Genomic DNA, 20,721 nt, shown 5'->3' on the forward strand with positions numbered 1-20,721 from the left:
GCAACAGGCCCCCTCTCCCGAGCGGGAGAGGGTTGGGGTGAGGGATGAGAACGCGCCGGATAGGGCACGCTGTCGACGCGCCGACGGCGTCCGCTTTATTCTGAACGTTCTCGACCCTCACCCTGTCCCTCTCCCGATCGGGAGAGGGGACCCGCGCCTCATTCGGCAGCCGCGTTACCCTACGCGCAGGGTAAAGGCCTTCGCCAGCGGAGGCGGGAGAGAGGACGCTGAAACGCGATCGTACAGACTTCCTCAGCCGTCGAGCCGGGTCGCCGTGCCCTCGATCTCGCTCGGGCGCAGACCGCCGCTGCGCTCCATCCAGTGGCGCAGCAGCCGGACGTTGCGGCGGTTGGCCTTGAAGGCGGCGTCGAACAGGTCGCCGGCGATCGGCACCGCGCCCAGCAGCCCGTCGAAGGCCACGTTGAGCCCCATCCGGGCCACCAGCCAGCGCGGCGCCCCGAGGCGCTTGGCCTCGTAGACGATGAAGGACGAAATCACCATGCCGGCGACGTCGCCGATCACCGGCACGAGGCCGATCAGCGCGTCGAACCCGACCCGCCGGTTGATGCCCGGGATGATGAACGCCGTGTCCATCAGATGGGCCAGCGTCTCCAGCCGGGCGAGGCTCGCCTCGCGGCCGAGATCCGCCGACAGGAAGGGCGGTCGGCCGCCGGATGTGGTTTCGGCCCGGGCGAAGCGCCCGGCCGGGGGAGCCTGGGTGAAATCCATGGTTGTGGTCCGTGGGGAAGCCATCGCATTCAACGATGTGGCCCCCCGGTCGGATCCCCGCAAGGACGGGGCGCGCGCGGCTCATGCGGCGTTCCGGGCGAGACCGCTCATCCGGTCAAGGGCGGCATCCAGGGTGGCGTCCGCCTTGGCGAAGCAGAGGCGCACGAGAGTCCGCACGGAGGCGTCGGGGTAGAAGGCGCTCACCGGGATCGCCGCGACACCGTGGCGGGTGACGAGCGCCTCGCAGAACGCCAAATCCTCCCCCAGGCCGAGGCCCGCGATGTCGATGTTGAGGAACCACGTCGCCTGCGCGGGCAGGACGGGAAAGCCCAGCGCCCGCAGGCCGTCGGCGAGCCGGTCCCGGGAGCACGCATAGCCGGCCCGCATGGCGTCGAACCAGTCCGGCGGCTTGGCGAGGCCGTAGGCCACCGCCTCCTGCAGGTTCGGCGGCGTGGTGAAGGTGAGGAACTGGTGCGCCTTGGCGAGCCCCTGCATCAGCCGAGCATCGGCCATCACGAAGCCGACCTTCCAGCCGGTGAGCGAGAAGATCTTGCCCGCCGAGCCGATCTTCACCGTCCGCTCGCGCATGCCGGGCAGCGCCATCAGCGGGACGTGGCGCGTCCCGTCGAACACCACGTGCTCCCAGACCTCGTCGCAGAGCGCGGTCACGTCGAAGCGGCAGCAAAATTTGGCCAGCAGCGCGAGGTCGTCATGGCCGAATAGGGTGGCGCTGGGGTTGAGCGGGTTGTTCAGCACCACGACCTTGGTGCGGTCGCTGAAGGCCGCCGTCAGGGCGGCCTCGTCGAGGCGGAAGGCCGGCGGCGTCAGGGTCACGATCCGCGGCACGCCCCCGGCGCGCCGGACCAGCGGCAGGTAGGCGTCATAGAGGGGCGCAAACAGCACGACCTCATCGCCGGGCTCGATCAGGGCGAGCAGCGCCCCGGCCAACGCCTCGGTGGCGCCGGAGGTGACCATCACCTCGGTCTCGGGATCGAGGGTGAGCCCCTGATGCGCCGCGTAATGCGCCGCCACGGCCTCGCGCAGAGCCGGCAGGCCCATCATCGGCGGGTACTGGTTCCAGCCATCGACCAGGGCCCGGGCGCCGTGCTGGCGGATATCGGCGGGTCCGGGATCGTCAGGGAAACCCTGGCCGAGGTTGATCGCGCTGTGGGCCCGAGCGAGCCGCGACATCGTCTCGAACACCGTCGTGGGCAGCGTCGCGAAGACTGGGTTCATGCGGGGCGGAACGGAAGGTCGGGCCGGAACGGGCTCAGCATAGGTGGCCTGTAGCATGGCCGTGGCGGAATGCGGAATGTGCGCCTTCGCACAGACGCACCGCCTCGCCGAAAACGGACGGCTGACGAATGTTGACTTTCATCACTCGTATCGTAGGTTCCTCTCACGGCTGGAACGGCGCTCCTGCCGGCAGGGCTTCGCCCCCTCGCCCTGTCAGCAGGACGCCGTTCCAGTCCTCAGAGAGGACCATCGACTTGCGGGTCGGTGGTCCTTTCGACGTTTTAGGGCTAGGCTCTTCGGATCGCCGCCTAGGGGCGTATGACGGATGGGCGGGCTGATGAAGCAGTCACGGCGCAGCGCCATGACCGCCAGCGGCCGTTCGGAACCGACGATGCGGACGGTCTCACGCTGCCTTCTCCTCGCCCTGCTGATCGCCGGTCTCGGCGTGACCCTGCGGCGCGCCGTGCCGGTGACCCCCGTGGACGGGGCGTTCCAGGCGGTGCTGCGCGCCTATGCGGTCCCGCAGCCGGACCACCAGCAACACGACTGAAACCTCGCCGCCCTAGTGACGGCGCATTGGGCGGGCACCGATCAGGCACCGCACGGGCGGCGAAGATGTCGCCGCGGTCAGGAGCCGTACAGGCCCCAGATAACATCCTGGGTTTAGGCTCAGGCGCCAGGGGTCGTTTCCGCCATACGGCGACACGGGACGGCAACGACCTCAGACCCAGTCTCCGGGACCGATGTCGCGGGGGCCGGCACGGGGTTTGGACACGCAGGGCCGGAGCTTCCATCGTCGCAGATGTGATGGGGCTCGGCTCCCGTCAGACATGAGTCAGTCATGAACGAGAGTTCACCGATCCGGACCGACACGGCCCGCGCCTACCAGCCCGGCGAGGCGCCCGCGCGCGAGGTTCGGACGCGGCGGTTCCGGCCGATCCGCTGGCTCGTGATCCTGGTGCTGCTGGCCGGCGCCGGGGCGATCGGCCATCGCTGGTACGAGGCCCGGACCGACAAGGCGGCCGAGCCCGCGACAGCGCACCGGACCGGCGGCCGCGGCGGCCGGCACGGCGGGGCCGACATGCCGCAGGCGGTGGGCATCGCGACGGTCGCGACCGGCGACATGCCGGTGATCCTCCAGGGCCTCGGCACCGTGACGCCGCTGGCCACCGTGACGGTGAAGTCGCAGATCAGCGGCTACCTCACGCAGGTGCAGTTCCGGGAAGGCCAGATGGTCAAGGCGGGCGACGAGCTCGCCCGGATCGATTCGCGGCCCTACGAGGCCCTGCTCGCCCAGTACCAGGGCCAGCTCGCCCGCGATCAGGCGCTCCTGCAGAACTCGAAGCTCGATCTTCAGCGCTACCAGACGCTGAACCGGCAGGATTCGATCTCGAAGCAGAACGTCGACACGCAGGCTGCGCTGGTGAAGCAGAACGAGGGCACAGTCGCGGCCGACCAGGCGCTGGTCGACCAGCAGAAGCTCAACATCGCCTACACGCACATCACGTCGCCGGTGGACGGGCGGGTCGGCCTACGGCAGGTCGACCAGGGCAACTACATCTCGGCCGCCTCGACGGCGATCGTGGTGGTGACCCAGCTCCACCCGATCTCGGTGGTGTTCACCCTGCCGGAGGACGACGTCGCGCGGGTGATGCGGCAGGTGCGGGCCGGCGCGAAGCTCACCGTGCGGGCCTACGATCGCGGCGACGCCCACGAGATCGCCACCGGCCGGCTCGACACGGTCGACAACCAGATCGACACGACCACTGGCACGGTGAAGCTGCGCGCGCTGTTCGACAACGGCGACGAGGAGTTGTTCCCGAACCAGTTCGTCAACGCGAAACTGACGGTCGACACGGTGCGGGGCGCGACGCTGGTGCCGAACGCCGCCCTGCTCCAGGGCACGCCCGGCACCTACGTCTACCTGATGGACGGGGACAACAAGGTCACGGTCCGGCCGATCAAGACCGGCGAGACCGACGGGACCCACACCGTGGTGGTCTCCGGCCTGAACCCGGGCGACCGTGTCGTCACGGACGGCACCGACCGGCTGAAGGACGGCGCGCCGGTGCGCATCACCGAGGGCGCGCAGGCCGATGCGGGCAAGGCCGCGGAGGCGAAGCCGGACGGCACGGGTGAGGTGAAGTCCGGGGCGCCGGCCGACGGCACGGCGGACTCGCAAGGGACAACGGAGGGCGGTCGTCGGCACCGGCGCCGTCAGGCGCAGTGAGGCGGTTGGCAGCGCGCGTGTGCGGCTTCCTCCCCTCTCCCCGCGCGCGGGGAGAGGGCTCCGGCGACCTCGTCGTCGCCGGAGCGAGGCGGCAGCCGAAGGTGAGGGGGCTTGGCCGTAGGAGCCTCATCCTGCGGCACCCCCTCACCGCCGCTGCGGCTACGCCTCCGCTTCCCGCAGGCACGACAAGGTGCCTGCGGGCCTCTCCCCGCGCGCGGGGAGAGGGGAAAAAGGCGGCGCGTCCATGAACCCGTCCCGCCTCTTCATCCTCCGCCCGGTCGCCACGACGCTGCTGATGCTGGCGATCCTGATCGTCGGCGGCGTGTCGTACCTGAGCCTGCCGATCTCGGCGTTGCCGTCGGTCGATTACCCGACGATCCAGATCCAGACCTTCTATCCCGGTGCCAGCCCCGAGGTGATGACCTCCTCGGTCACGGCGCCGCTGGAGCGGCAGTTCGGCCAGCTCGCCAACCTCAACCAGATGACCTCGCAATCCTCCGCAGGGGCCTCGGTCATCACCCTGCAGTTCAGCCTGGACCTGCCGCTCGACATCGCCGAGCAGCAGGTCCAGGCGGCGATCAACGCGGCCGGCAACCTCCTGCCCTCGGACCTGCCGGCGCCGCCGATCTACGCCAAGGTCAACCCGGCCGACGCGCCGGTCCTGACGCTCGCGCTCACCTCCAAGACCCTGCCGCTGACCCAGGTGCGCGACCTTGCCGAGTCACGGTTGGCCCAGAAGATCAGCCAGGTGGCGGGGGTCGGCCTCGTGAGCATCTCGGGCGGCCAGCGGCCCTCCGTGCGGGTGCGGTTCAACGCCCGGGCGCTCGCCGCCTACGGGCTCAACATCGACGACCTGCGCACCACCATCACCAACCTCAACGTCAACACGCCGAAGGGCACGATCGACGGGCCGAAGCAATCCTACGCGATCAACGCCAACGACCAGATCCGCGACCCGAAGGCCTACAATTCGGCGATCATTGCCTACCGCAACGGCGCTCCGGTGATGCTCTCGGAGGTGGCCGACGTGGTCGAGGGGCCGGAGAACACCAAGCTCGGCGCCTGGGCCGACACGACGCCGGCGGTAATCCTCAACATCCAGCGCCAGCCCGGCGCCAACGTCATCGCGACCGTCGACAAGATCAAATCCCTGCTGCCGCAGCTCCAGGCGAGCCTGCCGGCCGCCGTGGCGGTGGCGCCGCTCACCGACCGGACCAACACGATCCGCGCCTCCGTGGAGGACGTGCAGTTCGAGCTCGGCCTCGCCATCGCGCTCGTCGTGCTGGTGATCTTCCTGTTCCTGCGCAGCCTGTCGGCGACCCTGATCCCGAGCCTGTCGGTGCCCCTGTCGCTGGTCGGCGCCCTGTCGGTGATGGACCTCTACGGCTTCTCCCTCGACAACCTGTCGCTGATGGCGCTCACCATCGCCACCGGCTTCGTGGTCGATGATGCCATCGTGGTGATCGAGAACATCGCCCGGCACGTGGAGGCCGGCGATTCGCCCCTGGAGGCGGCGCTCAAGGGCTCCCGCGAGATCGGCTTCACCATCATCTCGCTGACCGTCTCGCTGATCGCCGTGCTGATCCCGCTCCTGTTCATGGGCGACGTGGTCGGACGGCTGTTCCACGAATTCGCCATCACGCTCGCGGCGACCATCGTCATCTCGGCGGTGGTGTCGCTGACCCTGGTGCCGATGCTCTGCGCCCGGCTCCTGAAGCACGTCCCCGAGGCGGGACACCGCCGCCGGGAGGGCGCGATCGGCCGCCTCGGGCGCCGCGCCATCGACGGCACGATCGAGGCCTATGGCCGGGCGCTCCGGGTGGTGCTGAACCACCAGGGCCTGACGCTGCTGGTGGCGTTGGGGACCCTCGCCCTCACCGTCTACCTGTTCATGGTGATCCCAAAAGGCTTCTTCCCCGTGCAGGATACGGGCGTGATCCAGGGCATCACCCAGGCCGATCAGTCGGTCTCCTATGCCGCCATGGCCGAGCGCCAGCAGCGGATGGCCGAGATCGTCCTGAAGGACCCGGACGTGGCGAGCCTGTCTTCGTTCATCGGGGTCGACGGCCAGAACGTCACGCTCAATTCCGGCCGGATGCTGATCAACCTGAAGCCCCGGGAGGCGCGCACGGCGTCCGCCAGCGCGATCATCCGGCGGATCTCGGCGGCCGCCGCCAACCAGCCCGGCATGCGGCTCTACATGCAGCCGGTCCAGGACCTGACCATCGACACCGCGGTCTCCGCGACCCAGTACCAAGTGATCCTGGAGAGCCCGAACATCGACGATTTCGAGACCTGGGTGCCGCGCTTCACCGAGGCCTTGGCGCAATCGCCCGTGGTCAGGGACGTGGCGAGCGACCACCAGGGCCAGGGGCTCGCCGCCTACGTGACCATCGACCGGCCCACCGCCGGCCGCTACGGCATCACCCCCGCCACCATCGACAACGCCCTCTACGACGCCTTCGGGCAGCGGATCATCTCGACGATCTTCACCCAGTCCAACCAGTACCGGGTGATCCTGGAGGCGGACCCGAAGCTGCACACGACGCTCCGCAGCCTCGATTCGATCTACCTGCCCTCCTCGACGGCGACGAACGGGCAAGTGCCGCTCTCGGCCGTGGCGCGGATCAGCGAGCGGCGGGCGCCTTTGCTGATCTCGCATCTCGGCCAGTTCCCGGCCACCACCGTGTCGTTCAACCTCGCGCCCGGCGCGGCCCTGGGGCAGGCGGTCGAGGCGATCGATCAGGCCAAGGTCGCGATCGGCCTGCCGCCCTCGTTCCGGGTGGTACCGCAGGGTTCGGTCTTCGCCTTCCAGGCGGCGCTCAGCAACGAGCTGTTCCTGGTGCTGGCGGCGATCGTCACCGTCTACATCGTGCTGGGCGTGCTCTACGAGAGCTTCATCCACCCGATCACGATCCTCTCGACCCTGCCCTCGGCGGGGATCGGGGCACTGCTCGGCCTGATGCTGTTCGGGCTGTCGCTCGACATCATCGCGGTGATCGGCATCGTGCTCTTGATCGGCATCGTGAAGAAGAACGCCATCATGATGATCGACTTCGCGCTCCAGGCGGAGCGTGAGGACGGGCTCGATCCCCGGGACGCGATCTTCCAGGCCTGCCTGCTGCGCTTCCGACCGATCCTGATGACGACGCTGGCGGCGCTCTTCGCGGCGGTGCCGCTGATCCTCGGCACCGGCGTCGGCTCGGAGCTGCGCCAGCCGCTCGGCATCTGCATCGCGGGCGGCCTGATCGTCAGCCAGGTGCTGACGCTGTTCACGACGCCGGTGATCTATCTGGCGTTCGACCGGCTGGAGCGGCGGATTTCCGGGCGGCGGCCGGAGATTGAGGGCGGCGAGGTGCTGCCATGATGAAGCGGGACGATGCCGCCTCACCCCCTCCCCCCTCTGCGGGGGAGGGTGGCCCCGGCGTCAGCAGGGGTCGGGAGAGGGGCAGCGCGACGGTTCAGGATCTGAGGTTCGTCACGACCTTTCCGGATGCGTCGCTCCCCTCTCCCGACCCCCTTCGGGGGCCACCCTCCCCCGCAGAGGGGGGAGGGAAAGCGTGTGGCAGGTCCGACTCAGAAATACCTCTGAACGGCCAGCGTCCTGGCAAGCCCGATCCGCGCCTGCGCGCCTTCGCCCGCAAGCAGCGGCGATTCTACACCCGCGCCGAGGATGCCGTCTGGCAGCAGGTGCGCGCCGGGCGCTTCCACGGGCTGAAGTTCCGGCGGCAGGTTCCGATCCCGCCATACATTGCCGATTTCCTCTGTGCCTCCGCACGCCTGATCGTCGAACTGGATGGCGAGCCGCACGAGACCGAGGCGCGTCGTCTCCGCGATGCGAAGCGCGATGCTTGGCTGAAAGGCCAAGGGTTCACGATTCTGCGCTTCCCAAACGAGCTTGTGCTGAGCAATCTGGACGCTGTGCTTGATAGAGTTGCTGAAGCCGTCGCGACAAAGACAAGTCAAAGCTCCTCCCTCCCCTCTCTGCGGGGGAGGGTACCCTGCGCAGCAGGGGGGGAGAGGGGAGCAACGGTGCAGAACGAGGCTGTGCCCGTCATGCAGGCCGCGCCTCATTCTGAAGCCGCGTCCCCTCTCCCGACCCCTGCTGACGCAGGGGCCACCCTCCCCCGCAGAGGGGGGAGGGAGATGCGCTGGGCCGATCGTTCTTCTTTCGATCAGGATGCGCCAGCCCACGGGAGCCCCCGCCCGTGAACATCTCCGAGCCGTTCATCCGGCGGCCGGTGGCGACCACGCTGCTCACCATCGGCGTGCTGCTTGCCGGGCTGTTCGCCTTTCTGAAGCTGCCGGTGGCACCGCTGCCGCAGATCGACTTCCCGGTCATCTTGGTTCAGGCCCAGATGGCCGGGGCCTCCCCCGACACCATGGCCACCACGGTGGCGGCGCCCTTGGAGCGGCGGCTCGGCGCCATCGCGGACGTCAACGAGATGACGTCCACCAATACGCTGGGCTCCACCCGGATCGTGCTGCTGTTCGGCCTCAACCGCGACATCGACGGCGCCGCCCGCGACGTCCAGGCTGCCATCAACGCGGCGCGTGCCGACCTGCCGACGGCGCTCCGCCAGAACCCGACCTACCGGAAGTTCAACCCCGCCGACACGCCGATCATCATCCTCGGCATGACCTCGGACACGCTCACCCGCGGCCAGGTCTACGATTCCGCCGCCACCGTGGTGCAGCAGAAGCTGTCGCAGCTGCCGGGCGTCGGCAACGTCGATATCGGCGGCTCGTCCCTGCCGGCGGTGCGGGTCGAGCTCGATCCTACGGCCCTGTTCAATTACGGCATCGGCCTTGAGGGTATCCGCGCCGCGCTCGCCTCGGCCAACGCCAATTCGCCCAAGGGCGAGATCGACGCGGGCGACCGGCGCTACCAGCTCTACGCCAACGACCAGGGTCGGAAGGCCGCCGATTACCGCGACATCATCGTGGCCTACCGCAATGGCGCCGCGGTGAAGCTCACCGATGTCGGCCAGGTGCTCGACGGGGTTGAGGACAAGCGCAACCTCGGCATCGTCAACGGCAAGCCCGGCGTGCTGCTGTTCGTCTATAAGCAGCCCGGCGCCAACGTGGTCGAGACCATCAAGGCCGTGAAGGAGGCCCTGCCACAGATCACCGCGGCGCTGCCCGGCGGCATCGATATCAAGCTCACCGGCGACCGCAGCGCGACCATCCGCGCCTCCCTCTCGGCCACCGAGGAGACGCTGCTCGTGGCGGTCGGCCTCGTGATCCTGGTGGTGTTCGGCTTCCTGCGCTCCTGGCGGGCCACGCTGATCCCGGCGGTCGCCGTGCCGATCTCGATCATCGGCACCTTCTCGGCGATGTACCTGCTCGGCTACTCGCTCAACATCCTGTCCCTCACCGCGCTGATCATCGGCACCGGCTTCGTGGTCGACGACGCCATCGTGGTGCTGGAGAACGTCCAGCGGCACATCGAGGCGGGCAAGCCCCGGCTCCAGGCGGCGCTGATCGGCGCCCGGGAGGTCGGCTTCACGGTGATCTCGATGAGCCTGTCGCTCATCGCGGTGTTCCTGCCGATCCTGCTGATGGGCGGCCTCGTCGGCCGCATCTTCCAGGAATTTTCGGTGACCCTGTCGCTGTCGATCCTGATTTCCTTGGTTCTCTCGCTCACAACCACGCCGATGATGTGCGCCCGGCTGCTCCGGGCCGAGGGGCACGGTCCGGATGGGGCACCGGCATCAGGGCGGCGGCCGAACCTACTGATCCGGATGCTGGAGGGCGGCTTCTCCCGGCTGCTCGGCGCCTATGCGCGGACGCTGGAGGTGGCGCTCGCTCATCCGCGCCTAGTGCTGCTGACCCTGCTCGCCACGGTGGGGCTCAACGTCTACCTCTATATCATCGTCCCGAAGGGCTTCTTCCCTGAGCAGGATACCGGCCAGATGATGGGCGGCGTCCAGGCCGACCAGCGCATCTCGTTCCAGTCGATGGAGCAGAAGCTCAAGCAGGCGGCCGCAATCGTCGGCGCGGATCCGGCGATCGAGAGCGTCGTGGGCTTCACGGGTGGGCGCGGCACCAACTCGGCCAACGTGTTCGTCGGCCTCAAACCCCTCAACGAGCGGGCGCCGATCTCCGCCGTGATGGCCCGGCTGCGGCCGAAGCTCGCCCAGGTCGCGGGCGCACGGCTCTACGTCTTCCCGCGCCAGGACCTGCAGATGGGCGGCCGCCAGAGCTTCGCCCAGTACCAGTACACCCTCCAAGGCGACACCCCCGAGGAGCTGTTCGCCGCCGCCCCGAAGCTGGTGGCGGCCCTCCAGAAGGACCCGACCTTCGCGGACGTGACCTCCGACCAGCAGGAGGGCGGCCTGGAGAGCCGGGTCGTGATCGACCGCAACACGGCCTTCCGCTACGGCATCACGCCGAACAAGATCGACAACACCCTCTACGATGCCTTCGGGCAGCGGCAGGTCTCGACGATCTACAACCCGCTGAACCAGTACCACGTCGTGATGGAGATCGCGCCGCGCTACCTGGAGACGCCGGAGACGCTGAAGCAGATCTACGTCTCGACCTCGGGCGGCAACGCGGCCGGTTCGGCCACCACCAACGCGGTGGCCGGCACGGTGGCGACGGCGGGCGGCGTCAACACCAATGCGGCGACCGGCACCAGCAGCCCGGGCAGCGCGGCGTCCGCGTCCGGCGCCTCCGCTGGCTCGGGGGCGGTCGGCGCCGCATCTGGAAGCACGGGCGCCGCCGCGGCGGCCGCGTCCGCCAGCACGGCCGACACCGCCTCGAACGCCGCCGCCATCGCGTCGGATTCCGCCCGCAACGCCTCCTCCAACGCCATCGCGGCCTCGAAGGGCGGCGCCTCGTCGAGCGCCCCGGTCTCGGCCGCCAAGGAGACCATGGTCCCGCTCTCGGCCTTCGCGCGGATCGAGCCCGGCAACGCCCCCACGCAGGTCAGCCACCAGGGCCTGTTCGTGGCGACCACGATCTCGTTCAACCTCGCCCCGGGCAAGAGCCTGTCGGACGCGACCGACGCCATCGACCGGGCGATGGCCAACCTGCACCTGCCGGCCACGATCCACGGCGAGTATGCGGGCGCCGCCAAGAACTACGTCGCCTCGGCCTCGCGCCAGCCGCTGCTGATCCTGGCGGCGATCCTGGCGGTCTACGCGGTGCTGGGGATCCTGTACGAGAGCTTCGTGCACCCGCTCACGATTCTCTCCACCCTCCCCTCGGCCGGCGTCGGCGCGGTGCTGGCCCTGCTGGTGACGGGGACCGACTTCACCATCATCGCGCTGATCGCGGTGTTCCTGCTGATCGGCATCGTGAAGAAGAACGCGATCATGATGATCGACGTGGCGATCGATTCCGAGCGGACCCGGGGCGCGAATCCCGTGGATGCGATCCGGGAGGCCTGTCTCCTGCGCTTCCGGCCGATCATGATGACCACGCTGGCGGCGATGCTCGGCGCCGTGCCGTTGATCCTGGCCAACGGCGAGGGCGCGGAGCTGCGCCGGCCGCTGGGCATCGCCATCGTGGGCGGGTTGATCGTGAGCCAGATCCTGACGCTCTACACCACCCCCGTCGTGTATCTCACCCTTGACCGACTCAGGCACAGGGTGCTCGACCGCCGCAGGCGCGCCGGACGGGGCGGAGAAGCAGCCCTGCCGGCCGGAGAATGATGGTTAAGGTTTCACGTGAAACATCGGCGGCCGCGATGAGCCGCGTGGGTTGGTCCAACCCACACCCTCATCCTGAGGTGCGGCGAAGCCGCCTCGAAGGAGGGCTCCAGGGATCGCACGGCCGGCTGGAAGGCTCCGTCGAGGCGTGCGCTCCGCTCCGGCACCTCAGGATGAGGTTCAGGGTGGGCAGTGCGCTCCCCACCCATCGCGGGCTCTCCAGCTTCGCCGCCCTCCTCCTCGCCGCCCCCCTCATGACTGGCTGCGTGGTCGGCCCCGACTATTCCCGGCCCTCCGTGGAGACGCCGCTCGGCTACAAGCAGGGCGGCGTTCGAGAGGACAGCCCGGCCTACATCGGCGCCCGCAAGAAGGGGTTCCGCGAGGCCCGGCCGAGCGACGCCGTCGAGCGGGGCGATTGGTGGCGGGTCTTCCGGGATCCGACCCTCGACCGGTTGATCCGCCTCGTCGACGTCGACAACCAGTCGCTTCGGCAGGCGGTGGCGAACTATCGGCAGGCGCGGGCGCTGGTCGCCTCCGCGCAGGCCGCCCTGTACCCGACGGTGATCGGCGCCCCGAGCATCACCCGCAGCGGCACCGGCAGCACCGTCCGCACCAGCGAGTCCCTGATCGGCCAAGCGAGTTGGCAGCTCGACCTGTTCGGCGGCACCCGCCGCACCATCGAGAGCGAGGCGGCACTCGCCCAATCCGACGCCGCCACGATCGCCCTGACCCGCCTGACCATCCAGGCCGAGGTCGCGGCCGATTACCTGACCGTCCGCTACGCCGATTCCCTCCAGCGGGTGCTCGACGAGAATGTCGAGAACTTCAGGAAGACCGCGCAGATCACCGAGAACCAGTATGCCGCGGGCGTGGCGGCCCGGTCCGATGTCATCACTGCGCAAACCCAGGTCCAGACCATCGAGGCCCAGGCCATCGCGGTGCGGCTGACCCGGGTGCAGTACGTGAACGCCATCGCCACCCTGATCGGGCGCCCGCCCTCCGAGGTGTCGATCCCGGTCTCCGGCATCAGCCGTAATCCCCCCGCCGTACCGGTCGGCATCCCCGGCGATCTGCTGGAGCGGCGCCCGGACGTCGCCCAGGCCGAGCGCCTCGTCCAGGCGCAGAGCGAGCGCATCGGCGTGGCGGTGGCGGCGTTCTTCCCCACTGTGACGATCTCGGCCCAGGGCGGCGTCTCGGGGCTTACCCGCACCGGTCTGTTCTCGGCCGCCAACCAGTTCTGGTCGGTGGCGGGCTCGGCCAGCGAGGTGCTGTTCGACGGCGGCGCCCGCACGGCGGCCCTGCGCTCGGCCGAGGCCGCCTACGACGCGCAGGTGGCCAGCTACCGGCAGGTGGTGCTGGCGGCCTACGCGGAGGTCGAGAACCAGATGGCGGCCCTGCGCATCCTCGGCCAGCAGCAGGCCGCGCAGGACAAGGCGGTCGAGCTGTCGCGCAAGGCGGTGGAGATCACGCTCAACGAGTACCGGGCCGGCACCCAGAACTTCACCACCGTGGTGACCGCGCAGGGCCTGCTCGTGACCAACGAGATCAACGCCCTGCAGGTCCGGCTCAGCCGCTTCACCGCGGCGGTGACCCTGATCCGGGCGCTCGGCGGCGGCTGGGACGTGCGCTCCCTGCCGAGCGATTCCGAGCTGAAGGGCCCAAGCCTGCCGATCGACCGGGGCGGTCAGGCGGTCCGCCCGGACGAGTAGAGCCCGACGGGCGGTCCCGGGTTTCAAAAGGGACAAGTCCCTTTTGCGGGTGCAGGGCAGAGCCCTGCTGTACGGATCCTGGATCCCCTCTCGGAGGTCTAGGATCCGTAGGCCGGGGTTTCACCCTGACACCCCACCAAAGGGCCCGCCCTTTGGGACCCCGTTACGTTTCGGCCGTGTGGCCCGGGCAGGGCTGCACCTCGACCGTCACGTGGCTCAGTCCCCGCAGGCCAGCCAGCCGCGCCTTGTAGTGGGCCGGCGGCTGGGGATCGTCGCTGACGAGCGCGATCACGGCGGCGCGGTGGCCCGGGCCCACCTGCCAGAGATGCAGATCGCTGACCCGGTCGCCGCCGGTCTCCAGCCGCTCGCGGATCTCCCGGGTGGCGGCGGGCGAGGGCCGGGCGTCGAGGAGAACGAGACCGGCGGTGCGCAGCAGGCTCCATGACCACGCCAGGATCACGACCGTGCCGACGAGGCCCATAGCCGGATCGAGCCAAGCGAGGCCGAGATAGCGCCCGCCGAGCAGGGCCGCGATGGCCAGGACGGAGGTCAACGCATCCGCGAGAACGTGGACGTAGGCGGCCCGGAAGTTGGCGTCATGGCCGCCGTGGGCGTGCCCCCTGTGGCCGCCGTGGGAATGGCCGCTGTGGGAATGGCCGCCGTGCCCGTGCCCACCATGCGCCGCGTCATGATCGTGGTGGTCGTCGTGCAGCAGCCAGACGCTGGCGACGTTCACGGCAAGGCCCAGCACCGCGATCGGGATCGCCTGCCCGAAGCCGATCGCCACCGGGTGAAGCAGACGGTCGAGACTCTCGGCACCGATCAAGAGCGCGATCAGCCCAAGGAGGATCGCGCTGGCAAAGGCCGCCAGATCCCCGAACTTGCCGGTGCCGAAGCTGAACCGGGGATCATCGGCGTGGCGCCGGGCGAAATGATAGGCGAGCGCCGCGATGCCGAGCGCCGCCGCATGGGTCGACATGTGCCAGCCATCGGCCACCAGCGCCATGGAGCCGAACCACGTGCCACCAACGATCTCGCCCACCATCATGGCGGCGGTGAGCGCGACCACCGCCCGGGTCCGGCGCGCGTGCCGGTCGTGCCGCGCCCCCAGGAAGGTGTGACTGTGGGTCCAGGGTTCGAGCGAGTGCGTATGCATGCGGGTCTCCGCGATCCGAGAATCAGCCGAGCATAGAGCGCGCTCGGACAGCGTGGACAGTGCTTCGCGCATGCGGGCGTGTGGCGATGCGGGCCCGGAGCCGGAACGGCCCTTGCTGCGGCGGGTTGTCCCGCCGGTTTGCTGCACCGCAGACGGACGGGAGTCGGGGATGGCCGAGCAGACGACAGCTCTCAAGAACGATGCGGCCTGCGGCACCAAGCCGGCGCCCCCCTGCACGCTGGTGATCTTCGGCGCGGGCGGTGACCTGACGAAGCGCCTGCTGATGCCCTCCCTCTACAACCTCGCGGGCGCGGGGCTTCTCTCGGATGGGTTCTCGATCCTCGGCGTCGACCATGGCGAGGGCACCGATGAGTCGCTGCGCGACAATCTTACCAAGACCCTGGAGGCGTTCAGCAAGGACCCGACCTCGGAGTTCCATGCGGACCATATCGATCAAACGAGCTGGGGCTTCATCCGCGAGCGCCTGCACTACCTGAAGGGCGATTTCGAGAAGCCCGAGACCTTCGAGGCCGTGAAGCAGAGGATCACCGGCAATGCGGTGTTCTATTGCGCGGTGGCGGCGCGGTTCTTCGGGACGATCGTGGACGGGCTGGGCCAAGCCGGCCTGCTCAAGCAGGAGGGCGACACCTTCCGTCGCGTGGTGATCGAAAAACCGTTCGGCTCCGACCTCGCCTCGGCCCGGGACCTCAACGCCCGCATCCTGAAACAGGGCGACGAGAGCCAGTTTTTCCGGATCGATCATTTCCTGGGGAAGGAGACGGTGCAGTCGATCATGGCGTTCCGTTTCGCCAATGGGCTGCTGGAGCCGGTCTGGCGGCGGGAATACATCGACAGCATCCAGATCACGGCGGCCGAGACGGTGGGCGTTGAGGAGCGCGGGGGGTTCTACGAGCCGACGGGCGCGCTGCGCGACATGGTCCCGAACCACATGTTCCAGCTCCTCTGCATGGTCGGCATGGAGCCGCCGAACTCCTTCGACGCGGAGGCCGTGCGCACCGAGAAGGCCAAGCTCGCCGAGGCCGTGCGGCCGATCCCGCCCGAGGACGCGGTACGCGGTCAGTACACGGCCGGCACCGCGGAGGGGCGCGACGTGCCCGCCTACCGGGACGAGCCGCATGTCGCCAAGGACTCGGTCACCGAGACCTACATCGCGTTGAAGCTCCACATCGAGAACTGGCGCTGGGCGGGGGTGCCCTTCTACATCCGCACCGGCAAGCGCATGACGGGGCGGCGCACCGAGATCGCGGTGCTGTTCAAGCCGGCCCCGTTCAAGATGTTCGAGGACACGCCGACGGCCGATCTGGGGCCGACCGTGATGCGGATCCTGATCGACCCGGATCACGGGGTGAGCACCGAATTCAACGTGAAGGTGCCGGGGCCGCAGATGAAGATCGGGCGGGTGCGCTCCGGCTTCCGCTACAAGGATTTCTTCGCCGACACGCCGAATGTCGGCTACGAGACGCTGCTGTACGATTGCATGACCGGCGACGCGACCCTGTTCCAGCGAGCCGACAACATCGAGGCCGGCTGGGCGGCGGTGGACCCGCTGCTCAAGGGTTGGCCCCAGGCACAGGTGGCCTTCTACCCGGCCGGAAGCGCCGGCCCCAAGGAGGCCGACGAGCTCTTGGCCCGGGACGGCCGGCATTGGCTCGGATTGGACGGAGAGACGGATTGAGAACCGAGGAACCGGGTCGGGTCTGACGATCAGGCATTCGGATCCGGCCGTTTTCCAGGTGGCTACGATGTGTTAGCCTCCAACGATCTTGGAGATGGTCCGTCGAGCTTAGGGACGACGACTTTGGGCGAGGCGACGTTTACCTTTCAGGTCGATGAAACCCTGAAGAACGCGTTTTCTCAGGCAGCACAGGACCGGGATCGCAACAGCGCTCAGCTCTTGCGTGAATTCATGCAGGCGTATGTCCAACAGCAACGGGACGAAACGGAGCATGAGGCTTGGTTTCGCCGGCAGGTTCAGATTGGGCTGGATTCCGCCCAGAGCGGCCGTGTCATCTCTGCCGAGGATGTCGAAGCCCGGTTCGCTGCCAAGCGGGCAGCCACACAGCGGCGACTCGACGCCGCGAAATGAAGGCGTTGGTCTGGACGCTCGAAGCGCTTCAGGACCGCGACGCGATCTACGATTATATCGAAGCCGACAATCCGGCGGCTGCCATTGCGTTGGATAAGCGGTTTACCGAGAGGGCCGCCCGCTTGGTGGCTCATCCCGCACTCGGTCGGCGAGGTCGGCTCGCGGGCACCCACGAGATGATCGTCCACCGCAGGTACATCATTGTCTACAAGGTCGATGATAGCGCCGTGCGAATTCTTCGCGTCCTGCACGCCGCTCTGCAAGGGCCGCCTGGGCCGAGGTGACAAGCCCTCATAAAGCGCCTGCGGCACCGGCTATGTCGTCGAAGGACGTCCGGTGACCGGGCGTCTTGCGAGTTTCGATGCCGAACCCGCCCTCACCGCCGCTTGAACGGCAGCATCGCGGCCACCGCCAGCGCGTCCACCCGATTGTTGAGCGGGTCGCTGGCATGACCCTTCACCCAGTGCCACGCCACGTCGTGGCGCTCTCGGGCGGCGTCGATGCGGCGCCAGAGGTCCTCGTTCTTCACGGGCTTCTTGTCGGCCGTGCGCCAGCCCCGGGCCTTCCAATTATGGATCCAGCTGGTCACGCCCTGGCGCAGGTACTGAGAGTCCGTGAACAGGTCGACCCGGCAGGGGCGCTTCAGCGCCTCCAGCGCCTCGATCGCCGCCAGGATCTCCATCCGGTTGTTGGTGGTGTGGGCCTCGCCGCCGGACAGTTCCTTTCGGGTCTCGCCGAAGATCAGGATCGCACCCCAGCCCCCGGGCCCGGGATTCCCCGAGCAGGCGCCGTCGGTGTATATCTTGACCCGCGTCGGCTCGGCCGCGGACTCGGTATCCGGCCCGGTCATCTCGGTGCTCATCCGGTTTTCAGCCCTGCCGCCCGTAATCCCGTACGTCCTTCGCCTGCCGGTGGAAGGTGAGCCGACGGTCGAATTCCCGCGGATCCTTCGGCTTCACCAGGGCGCCGGGGGGCACGTTCAGCCAGTCGACCAGCCGGGTCAGCATGAAGCGGAGTGCCGCGCCCCGGCACAGGATCGGCAGGGCCGCGACCTCGGTGGGTTCCAGCGGACGCACCGCCTCGTAGCCGGCAAACAGGGCTGTTGCCATGTCCCGGTGGAAGGTGCCGTCGGGGTCGAAGCACCACGCGTTGAGGCAGACCGCGATGTCGTACGCGAAGGCATCCGTGCAGGCGAAGTAGAAGTCGATCAGGCCCGACAGGGCGTCACCGATGAAGAACACGTTGTCGGTGAAGAGATCCGCGTGGATCACGCCGCCCGGCAGGTCTTTCGGCCAATGCGCTTCCAGGACGGCGAGGTCGGCCCGGGTGCGCTCGGCGAGGCCGGGCTCGACCGAGTCCGCCTGGGCCTCGGCCTGCACGAAGAGCGGCCGCCAGGACGACACCGAAAGATTGTTCTCCCGTACCATCGGGAAGTCACGGCCGGCAGCGTGGAGCGCGGCCAGCGCCCGGCCGAGTTCCCGGCAATGCTCGACGCCCGGCGCCTTGACCGAGACGCCCTCCAGGAAACTGACGATGGCGGCGGGCCGGCCGCAGAGCTGCCCGAGGGCCTGGCCGGTCCGGTCCCGCACGGGCTGCGGGCAGGCCAGGCCGCGGGCCGAGAGATGCTCCATCAGCCCGATGAAGAACGGCAGGTCGGCTTCCCGCACCCGCTTCTCGTAGAGCGTCAGGATGTAGGAGCCGTCGGTGGTATGAAGAAAGAAATTCGAGTTCTCGACGCCTTCGGCGATGCCCTTGAAGGAGAGCAGGCTGCCGATCGCGTAAGCCGATAGGAAGTCGGCGAGCGCCGCGTCGGATACCTCGGTGTAGACGGCCACGTGTTCGCGCTCTGAATTTTGGAACTTCGATACGACGAGGGGCGCCGAAGCGCCCCTGCATAAGACCTGCTGCGTCTGTGTCCAGGCTGCCTACTCGGCGGCCTCGCTGCGCAGCTCCCGCGGCAGCGGGAACACCATGTCCTCGATCACGGTCGAGACCGTATCGACGATCACGTCGTAGCGGGCCGCGAAGGCGTCGATGATTTCCTCGACCAGCACCTCGGGGGCCGAGGCGCCGGCGGTGAGGCCGAGCTTGCGGATACCCTCGAAGGCCGGCCAGTCGATCTCCTCGGCGCGCAGCACGAGGCGGGTGATCGGGCAGCCGACCCGCTCGGCGACCTCGCGCAGGCGCTGCGAGTTCGAGGAGTTCGAGGAGCCGACCACGATCAGCGCATCGACCAGCGGCGCCACCTGCTTCACCGCCTCCTGGCGGTTGGTGGTGGCGTAGCAGATGTCGTCCTTGTGCGGCCCGGTGATGGCCGGGAATTTCTGCTTGAGCGCCTCGACGATGTGCCGGGTGTCGTCCACCGACAGGGTCGTCTGGGTCACCCAGGCGAGATTGTTGGGATTCTCGGGGTTCAGGGCGGCGATCTGGTCGAGATCCTCAACCAGGGTGATCGAGCCCTTGGGCAATTGGCCCATCGTGCCCACCACCTCCGGGTGACCGGAATGGCCGACCAGCAGCACGTGGCGGCCGCGCTTGTGATGGATCTCGGCCTCGCGGTGGACTTTGGTCACCAGCGGGCAGGTGGCGTCGATCGTGGTGAGCCCACGCGAATCGGCGTTCGCCGGTACCGTCTTCGCCACGCCGTGGGCGGAAAAAATCACCGGGGCGCCGCTATCCGGCACCTCGTCGAGTTCGCGGACGAACACGGCGCCCTTCCGCTTCAGGCTCTCGACCACGTACTTGTTGTGGACGATCTCGTGACGGACGTAGACGGGCGGCCCGTAGATGGCGAGGGCTCGTTCCACCACGTCGATGGCCCGCACCACCCCGGCGCAGAAGCCGCGTGGGGCGCAGAGCAGGATCTCCAGCGGCGGCTTGCCGGAGGCACTCGCGACGGGCTCGGAGGGCGTGATCGTAGCGGTCATGCAGGGGATGTGGCGAGGGCGGGGCTATCCTGTCAACAGGCCAAGTGGTGGAACCGGACCGTGCGACGGAGGCGGGACCCACGTGTAGCACGATTACCGCGCGGTTTGGACCCGTGTCGTTTTACAGGCGCCGGAGCCCCGTGACCGCCCCGTAGCTGTGGGCCTGGATCCGCTCCACGGCCTCGGCCAGGGGCTCCACCGCCACCGCCATGTGGTGGCCGTTGGCGTGGATCAGCGTCTCGGCATCGAGCATCAGCCCCATATGGCCGCGCCAGAATACGAAATCGCCCCGGCGCAGGCCCGCGACATCGAGCGGCAGCGCTGTCCCGAGGGCGCGCTCCTGCATGTCGGCGTCGCGTGGGCAGGGCAGGCCCGCCATGTCGAGGCAGAGCTGGGCGAGGCCGGAACAGTCGAGCCCAAGCGTTGTCCGGCCGCCCCAGAGGTAGGGCGTCCCGACAAGGCGCATCGCGGTGGCGGCGTAATCCGGTGCGTGCTCCGCCACCGGGGCGCAGTGGCGGGCGAACACGTAGCCGCCGTGCGTCTCTAGGTAAGCGCCCGATTCCCCGGTCACGACGAGTCGTGCGCCGAGGCTCAGATGGGCCAGGACCGGCCGCTTCAGGTCGGGTTCCGGGTACAGGAAGGTGCGCAGGGCCGTGACCCGGTGGGTCGGCTCCGGCCCGGCCGGGCCAAGGCTGTCGGCGGGCAGGTAGCCGACATAGCCGTCGCGGGCGAGCTGCACGAAGGCGAAACCGTCCGCCGTGTCGTAGAGGGTGACGGCATCGCCGAGCAGCGCCTCCGTGTCGAGCCCGGCCACCGGAGAGGGCTCACGCCGCAGGGGGGCCGAGGCGGCCGTGACCCGGCGGGGGCTGCCCGCCACGAAGCGGGTGGCCTCGACCCGGCCGCGCAGGCGCTCATCGGCGATGTCGGCGCGGGCGGGGGTCAGCCGCGGATCGAGGGTCTCGGTCATGA

Annotated in this window: 16 protein-coding genes; 9 read left to right on the top strand and 7 right to left on the bottom strand. The window is 68.9% G+C overall.

Features of this window, described 5'->3' with window-relative positions:
- Nucleotides 1–252 precede the first annotated feature (252 nt).
- Nucleotides 253–729: a DUF4112 domain-containing protein gene (locus tag BLQ49_RS13150; protein ID WP_091716363.1), complete on the bottom strand. Its 477-nt coding sequence runs from the start codon at nt 727–729 to the stop codon at nt 253–255.
- Nucleotides 730–810: 81 nt separating this feature from the next.
- Entirely contained in the window at nt 811–1,965 is a 1,155-nt protein-coding gene (locus tag BLQ49_RS13155) for an aminotransferase (protein WP_091716364.1), read from the bottom strand.
- 337 nt (nt 1,966–2,302) lie between these two features.
- Here BLQ49_RS13155 and BLQ49_RS13160 point away from each other — a divergent pair, with 337 nt between their 5' ends.
- From BLQ49_RS13160 to BLQ49_RS13195, 6 genes are all read left to right on the top strand, one after another.
- Nucleotides 2,303–2,515, top strand: a complete 213-nt coding sequence (locus tag BLQ49_RS13160) for a hypothetical protein (RefSeq protein ID WP_244507572.1) — start codon at nt 2,303–2,305, stop codon at nt 2,513–2,515.
- A gap of 291 nt (nt 2,516–2,806) precedes the next feature.
- The gene (locus tag BLQ49_RS13165; protein ID WP_091716365.1) at nt 2,807–4,195 is read left to right on the top strand and encodes an MdtA/MuxA family multidrug efflux RND transporter periplasmic adaptor subunit; all 1,389 of its coding nucleotides are present in this window, start codon (nt 2,807–2,809) and stop codon (nt 4,193–4,195) included.
- Nucleotides 4,196–4,439: 244 nt separating this feature from the next.
- Nucleotides 4,440–7,562 carry an MdtB/MuxB family multidrug efflux RND transporter permease subunit gene (locus BLQ49_RS13175; protein WP_091716484.1) on the top strand — a complete coding sequence of 1,041 codons (3,123 nt, stop codon included), beginning with the start codon at nt 4,440–4,442 and terminating at the stop codon, nt 7,560–7,562.
- Nucleotides 7,562–8,407 (top strand): endonuclease domain-containing protein, encoded by an 846-nt coding sequence (locus BLQ49_RS13180; protein WP_244507585.1) that lies wholly within the window; start codon nt 7,562–7,564, stop codon nt 8,405–8,407. Before BLQ49_RS13175 ends, BLQ49_RS13180 begins: the two co-directional genes overlap by 1 nt.
- Nucleotides 8,404–11,856 (top strand): efflux RND transporter permease subunit, encoded by a 3,453-nt coding sequence (locus BLQ49_RS13185; RefSeq protein ID WP_091716366.1) that lies wholly within the window; start codon nt 8,404–8,406, stop codon nt 11,854–11,856. The genes BLQ49_RS13180 and BLQ49_RS13185 overlap by 4 nt, the downstream gene beginning before the upstream one ends.
- A gap of 170 nt (nt 11,857–12,026) precedes the next feature.
- Nucleotides 12,027–13,562 carry an efflux transporter outer membrane subunit gene (locus BLQ49_RS13195; protein ID WP_280140972.1) on the top strand — a complete coding sequence of 512 codons (1,536 nt, stop codon included), beginning with the start codon at nt 12,027–12,029 and terminating at the stop codon, nt 13,560–13,562.
- A gap of 163 nt (nt 13,563–13,725) precedes the next feature.
- Here BLQ49_RS13195 and dmeF read toward each other — a convergent pair whose 3' ends face one another.
- Nucleotides 13,726–14,718, bottom strand: a complete 993-nt coding sequence (gene dmeF / locus BLQ49_RS13200) for a CDF family Co(II)/Ni(II) efflux transporter DmeF (RefSeq protein WP_091716369.1) — start codon at nt 14,716–14,718, stop codon at nt 13,726–13,728.
- A 169-nt stretch (nt 14,719–14,887) separates the two neighbouring features.
- Here dmeF and zwf point away from each other — a divergent pair, with 169 nt between their 5' ends.
- The 3 genes from zwf to BLQ49_RS13215 all read left to right on the top strand — a co-directional run bounded on the left by zwf (nt 14,888) and on the right by BLQ49_RS13215 (nt 17,109).
- Nucleotides 14,888–16,414: a glucose-6-phosphate dehydrogenase gene (gene zwf, locus BLQ49_RS13205; RefSeq protein WP_091716370.1), complete on the top strand. Its 1,527-nt coding sequence runs from the start codon at nt 14,888–14,890 to the stop codon at nt 16,412–16,414.
- A 123-nt stretch (nt 16,415–16,537) separates the two neighbouring features.
- Nucleotides 16,538–16,825 carry a CopG family ribbon-helix-helix protein gene (locus tag BLQ49_RS13210; RefSeq protein WP_091716371.1) on the top strand — a complete coding sequence of 96 codons (288 nt, stop codon included), beginning with the start codon at nt 16,538–16,540 and terminating at the stop codon, nt 16,823–16,825.
- Nucleotides 16,822–17,109 carry a type II toxin-antitoxin system RelE/ParE family toxin gene (locus BLQ49_RS13215; protein WP_091716372.1) on the top strand — a complete coding sequence of 96 codons (288 nt, stop codon included), beginning with the start codon at nt 16,822–16,824 and terminating at the stop codon, nt 17,107–17,109. The genes BLQ49_RS13210 and BLQ49_RS13215 overlap by 4 nt, the downstream gene beginning before the upstream one ends.
- 92 nt (nt 17,110–17,201) lie before the next feature.
- On the opposite strand, the gene rnhA is transcribed toward BLQ49_RS13215, so the two are convergent.
- The 4 genes from rnhA to BLQ49_RS13235 form a co-directional block, all read right to left on the bottom strand.
- The gene (gene rnhA / locus BLQ49_RS13220) at nt 17,202–17,687 is read right to left on the bottom strand and encodes a ribonuclease HI (protein WP_244507573.1); all 486 of its coding nucleotides are present in this window, start codon (nt 17,685–17,687) and stop codon (nt 17,202–17,204) included.
- 7 nt (nt 17,688–17,694) lie between these two features.
- A complete protein-coding gene (locus BLQ49_RS13225; protein ID WP_091716373.1) occupies nt 17,695–18,660 on the bottom strand; it encodes a homoserine kinase in 966 nt (321 codons plus the stop codon).
- A 90-nt stretch (nt 18,661–18,750) separates the two neighbouring features.
- On the bottom strand, nt 18,751–19,752 hold the full coding sequence (ispH, locus tag BLQ49_RS13230) for a 4-hydroxy-3-methylbut-2-enyl diphosphate reductase (RefSeq protein WP_091716374.1): 1,002 nt from the start codon (nt 19,750–19,752) through the stop codon (nt 18,751–18,753).
- Between the two features lie 121 nt (nt 19,753–19,873).
- Nucleotides 19,874–20,719, bottom strand: a complete 846-nt coding sequence (locus BLQ49_RS13235) for a C40 family peptidase (protein ID WP_091716375.1) — start codon at nt 20,717–20,719, stop codon at nt 19,874–19,876.
- Nucleotides 20,720–20,721: the final 2 nt, after the last annotated feature.

Origin of the sequence: Methylobacterium phyllostachyos (assembly GCF_900103445.1) — a bacterium.
Taxonomy (GTDB): Bacteria; Pseudomonadota; Alphaproteobacteria; order Rhizobiales; family Beijerinckiaceae; genus Methylobacterium; species Methylobacterium phyllostachyos.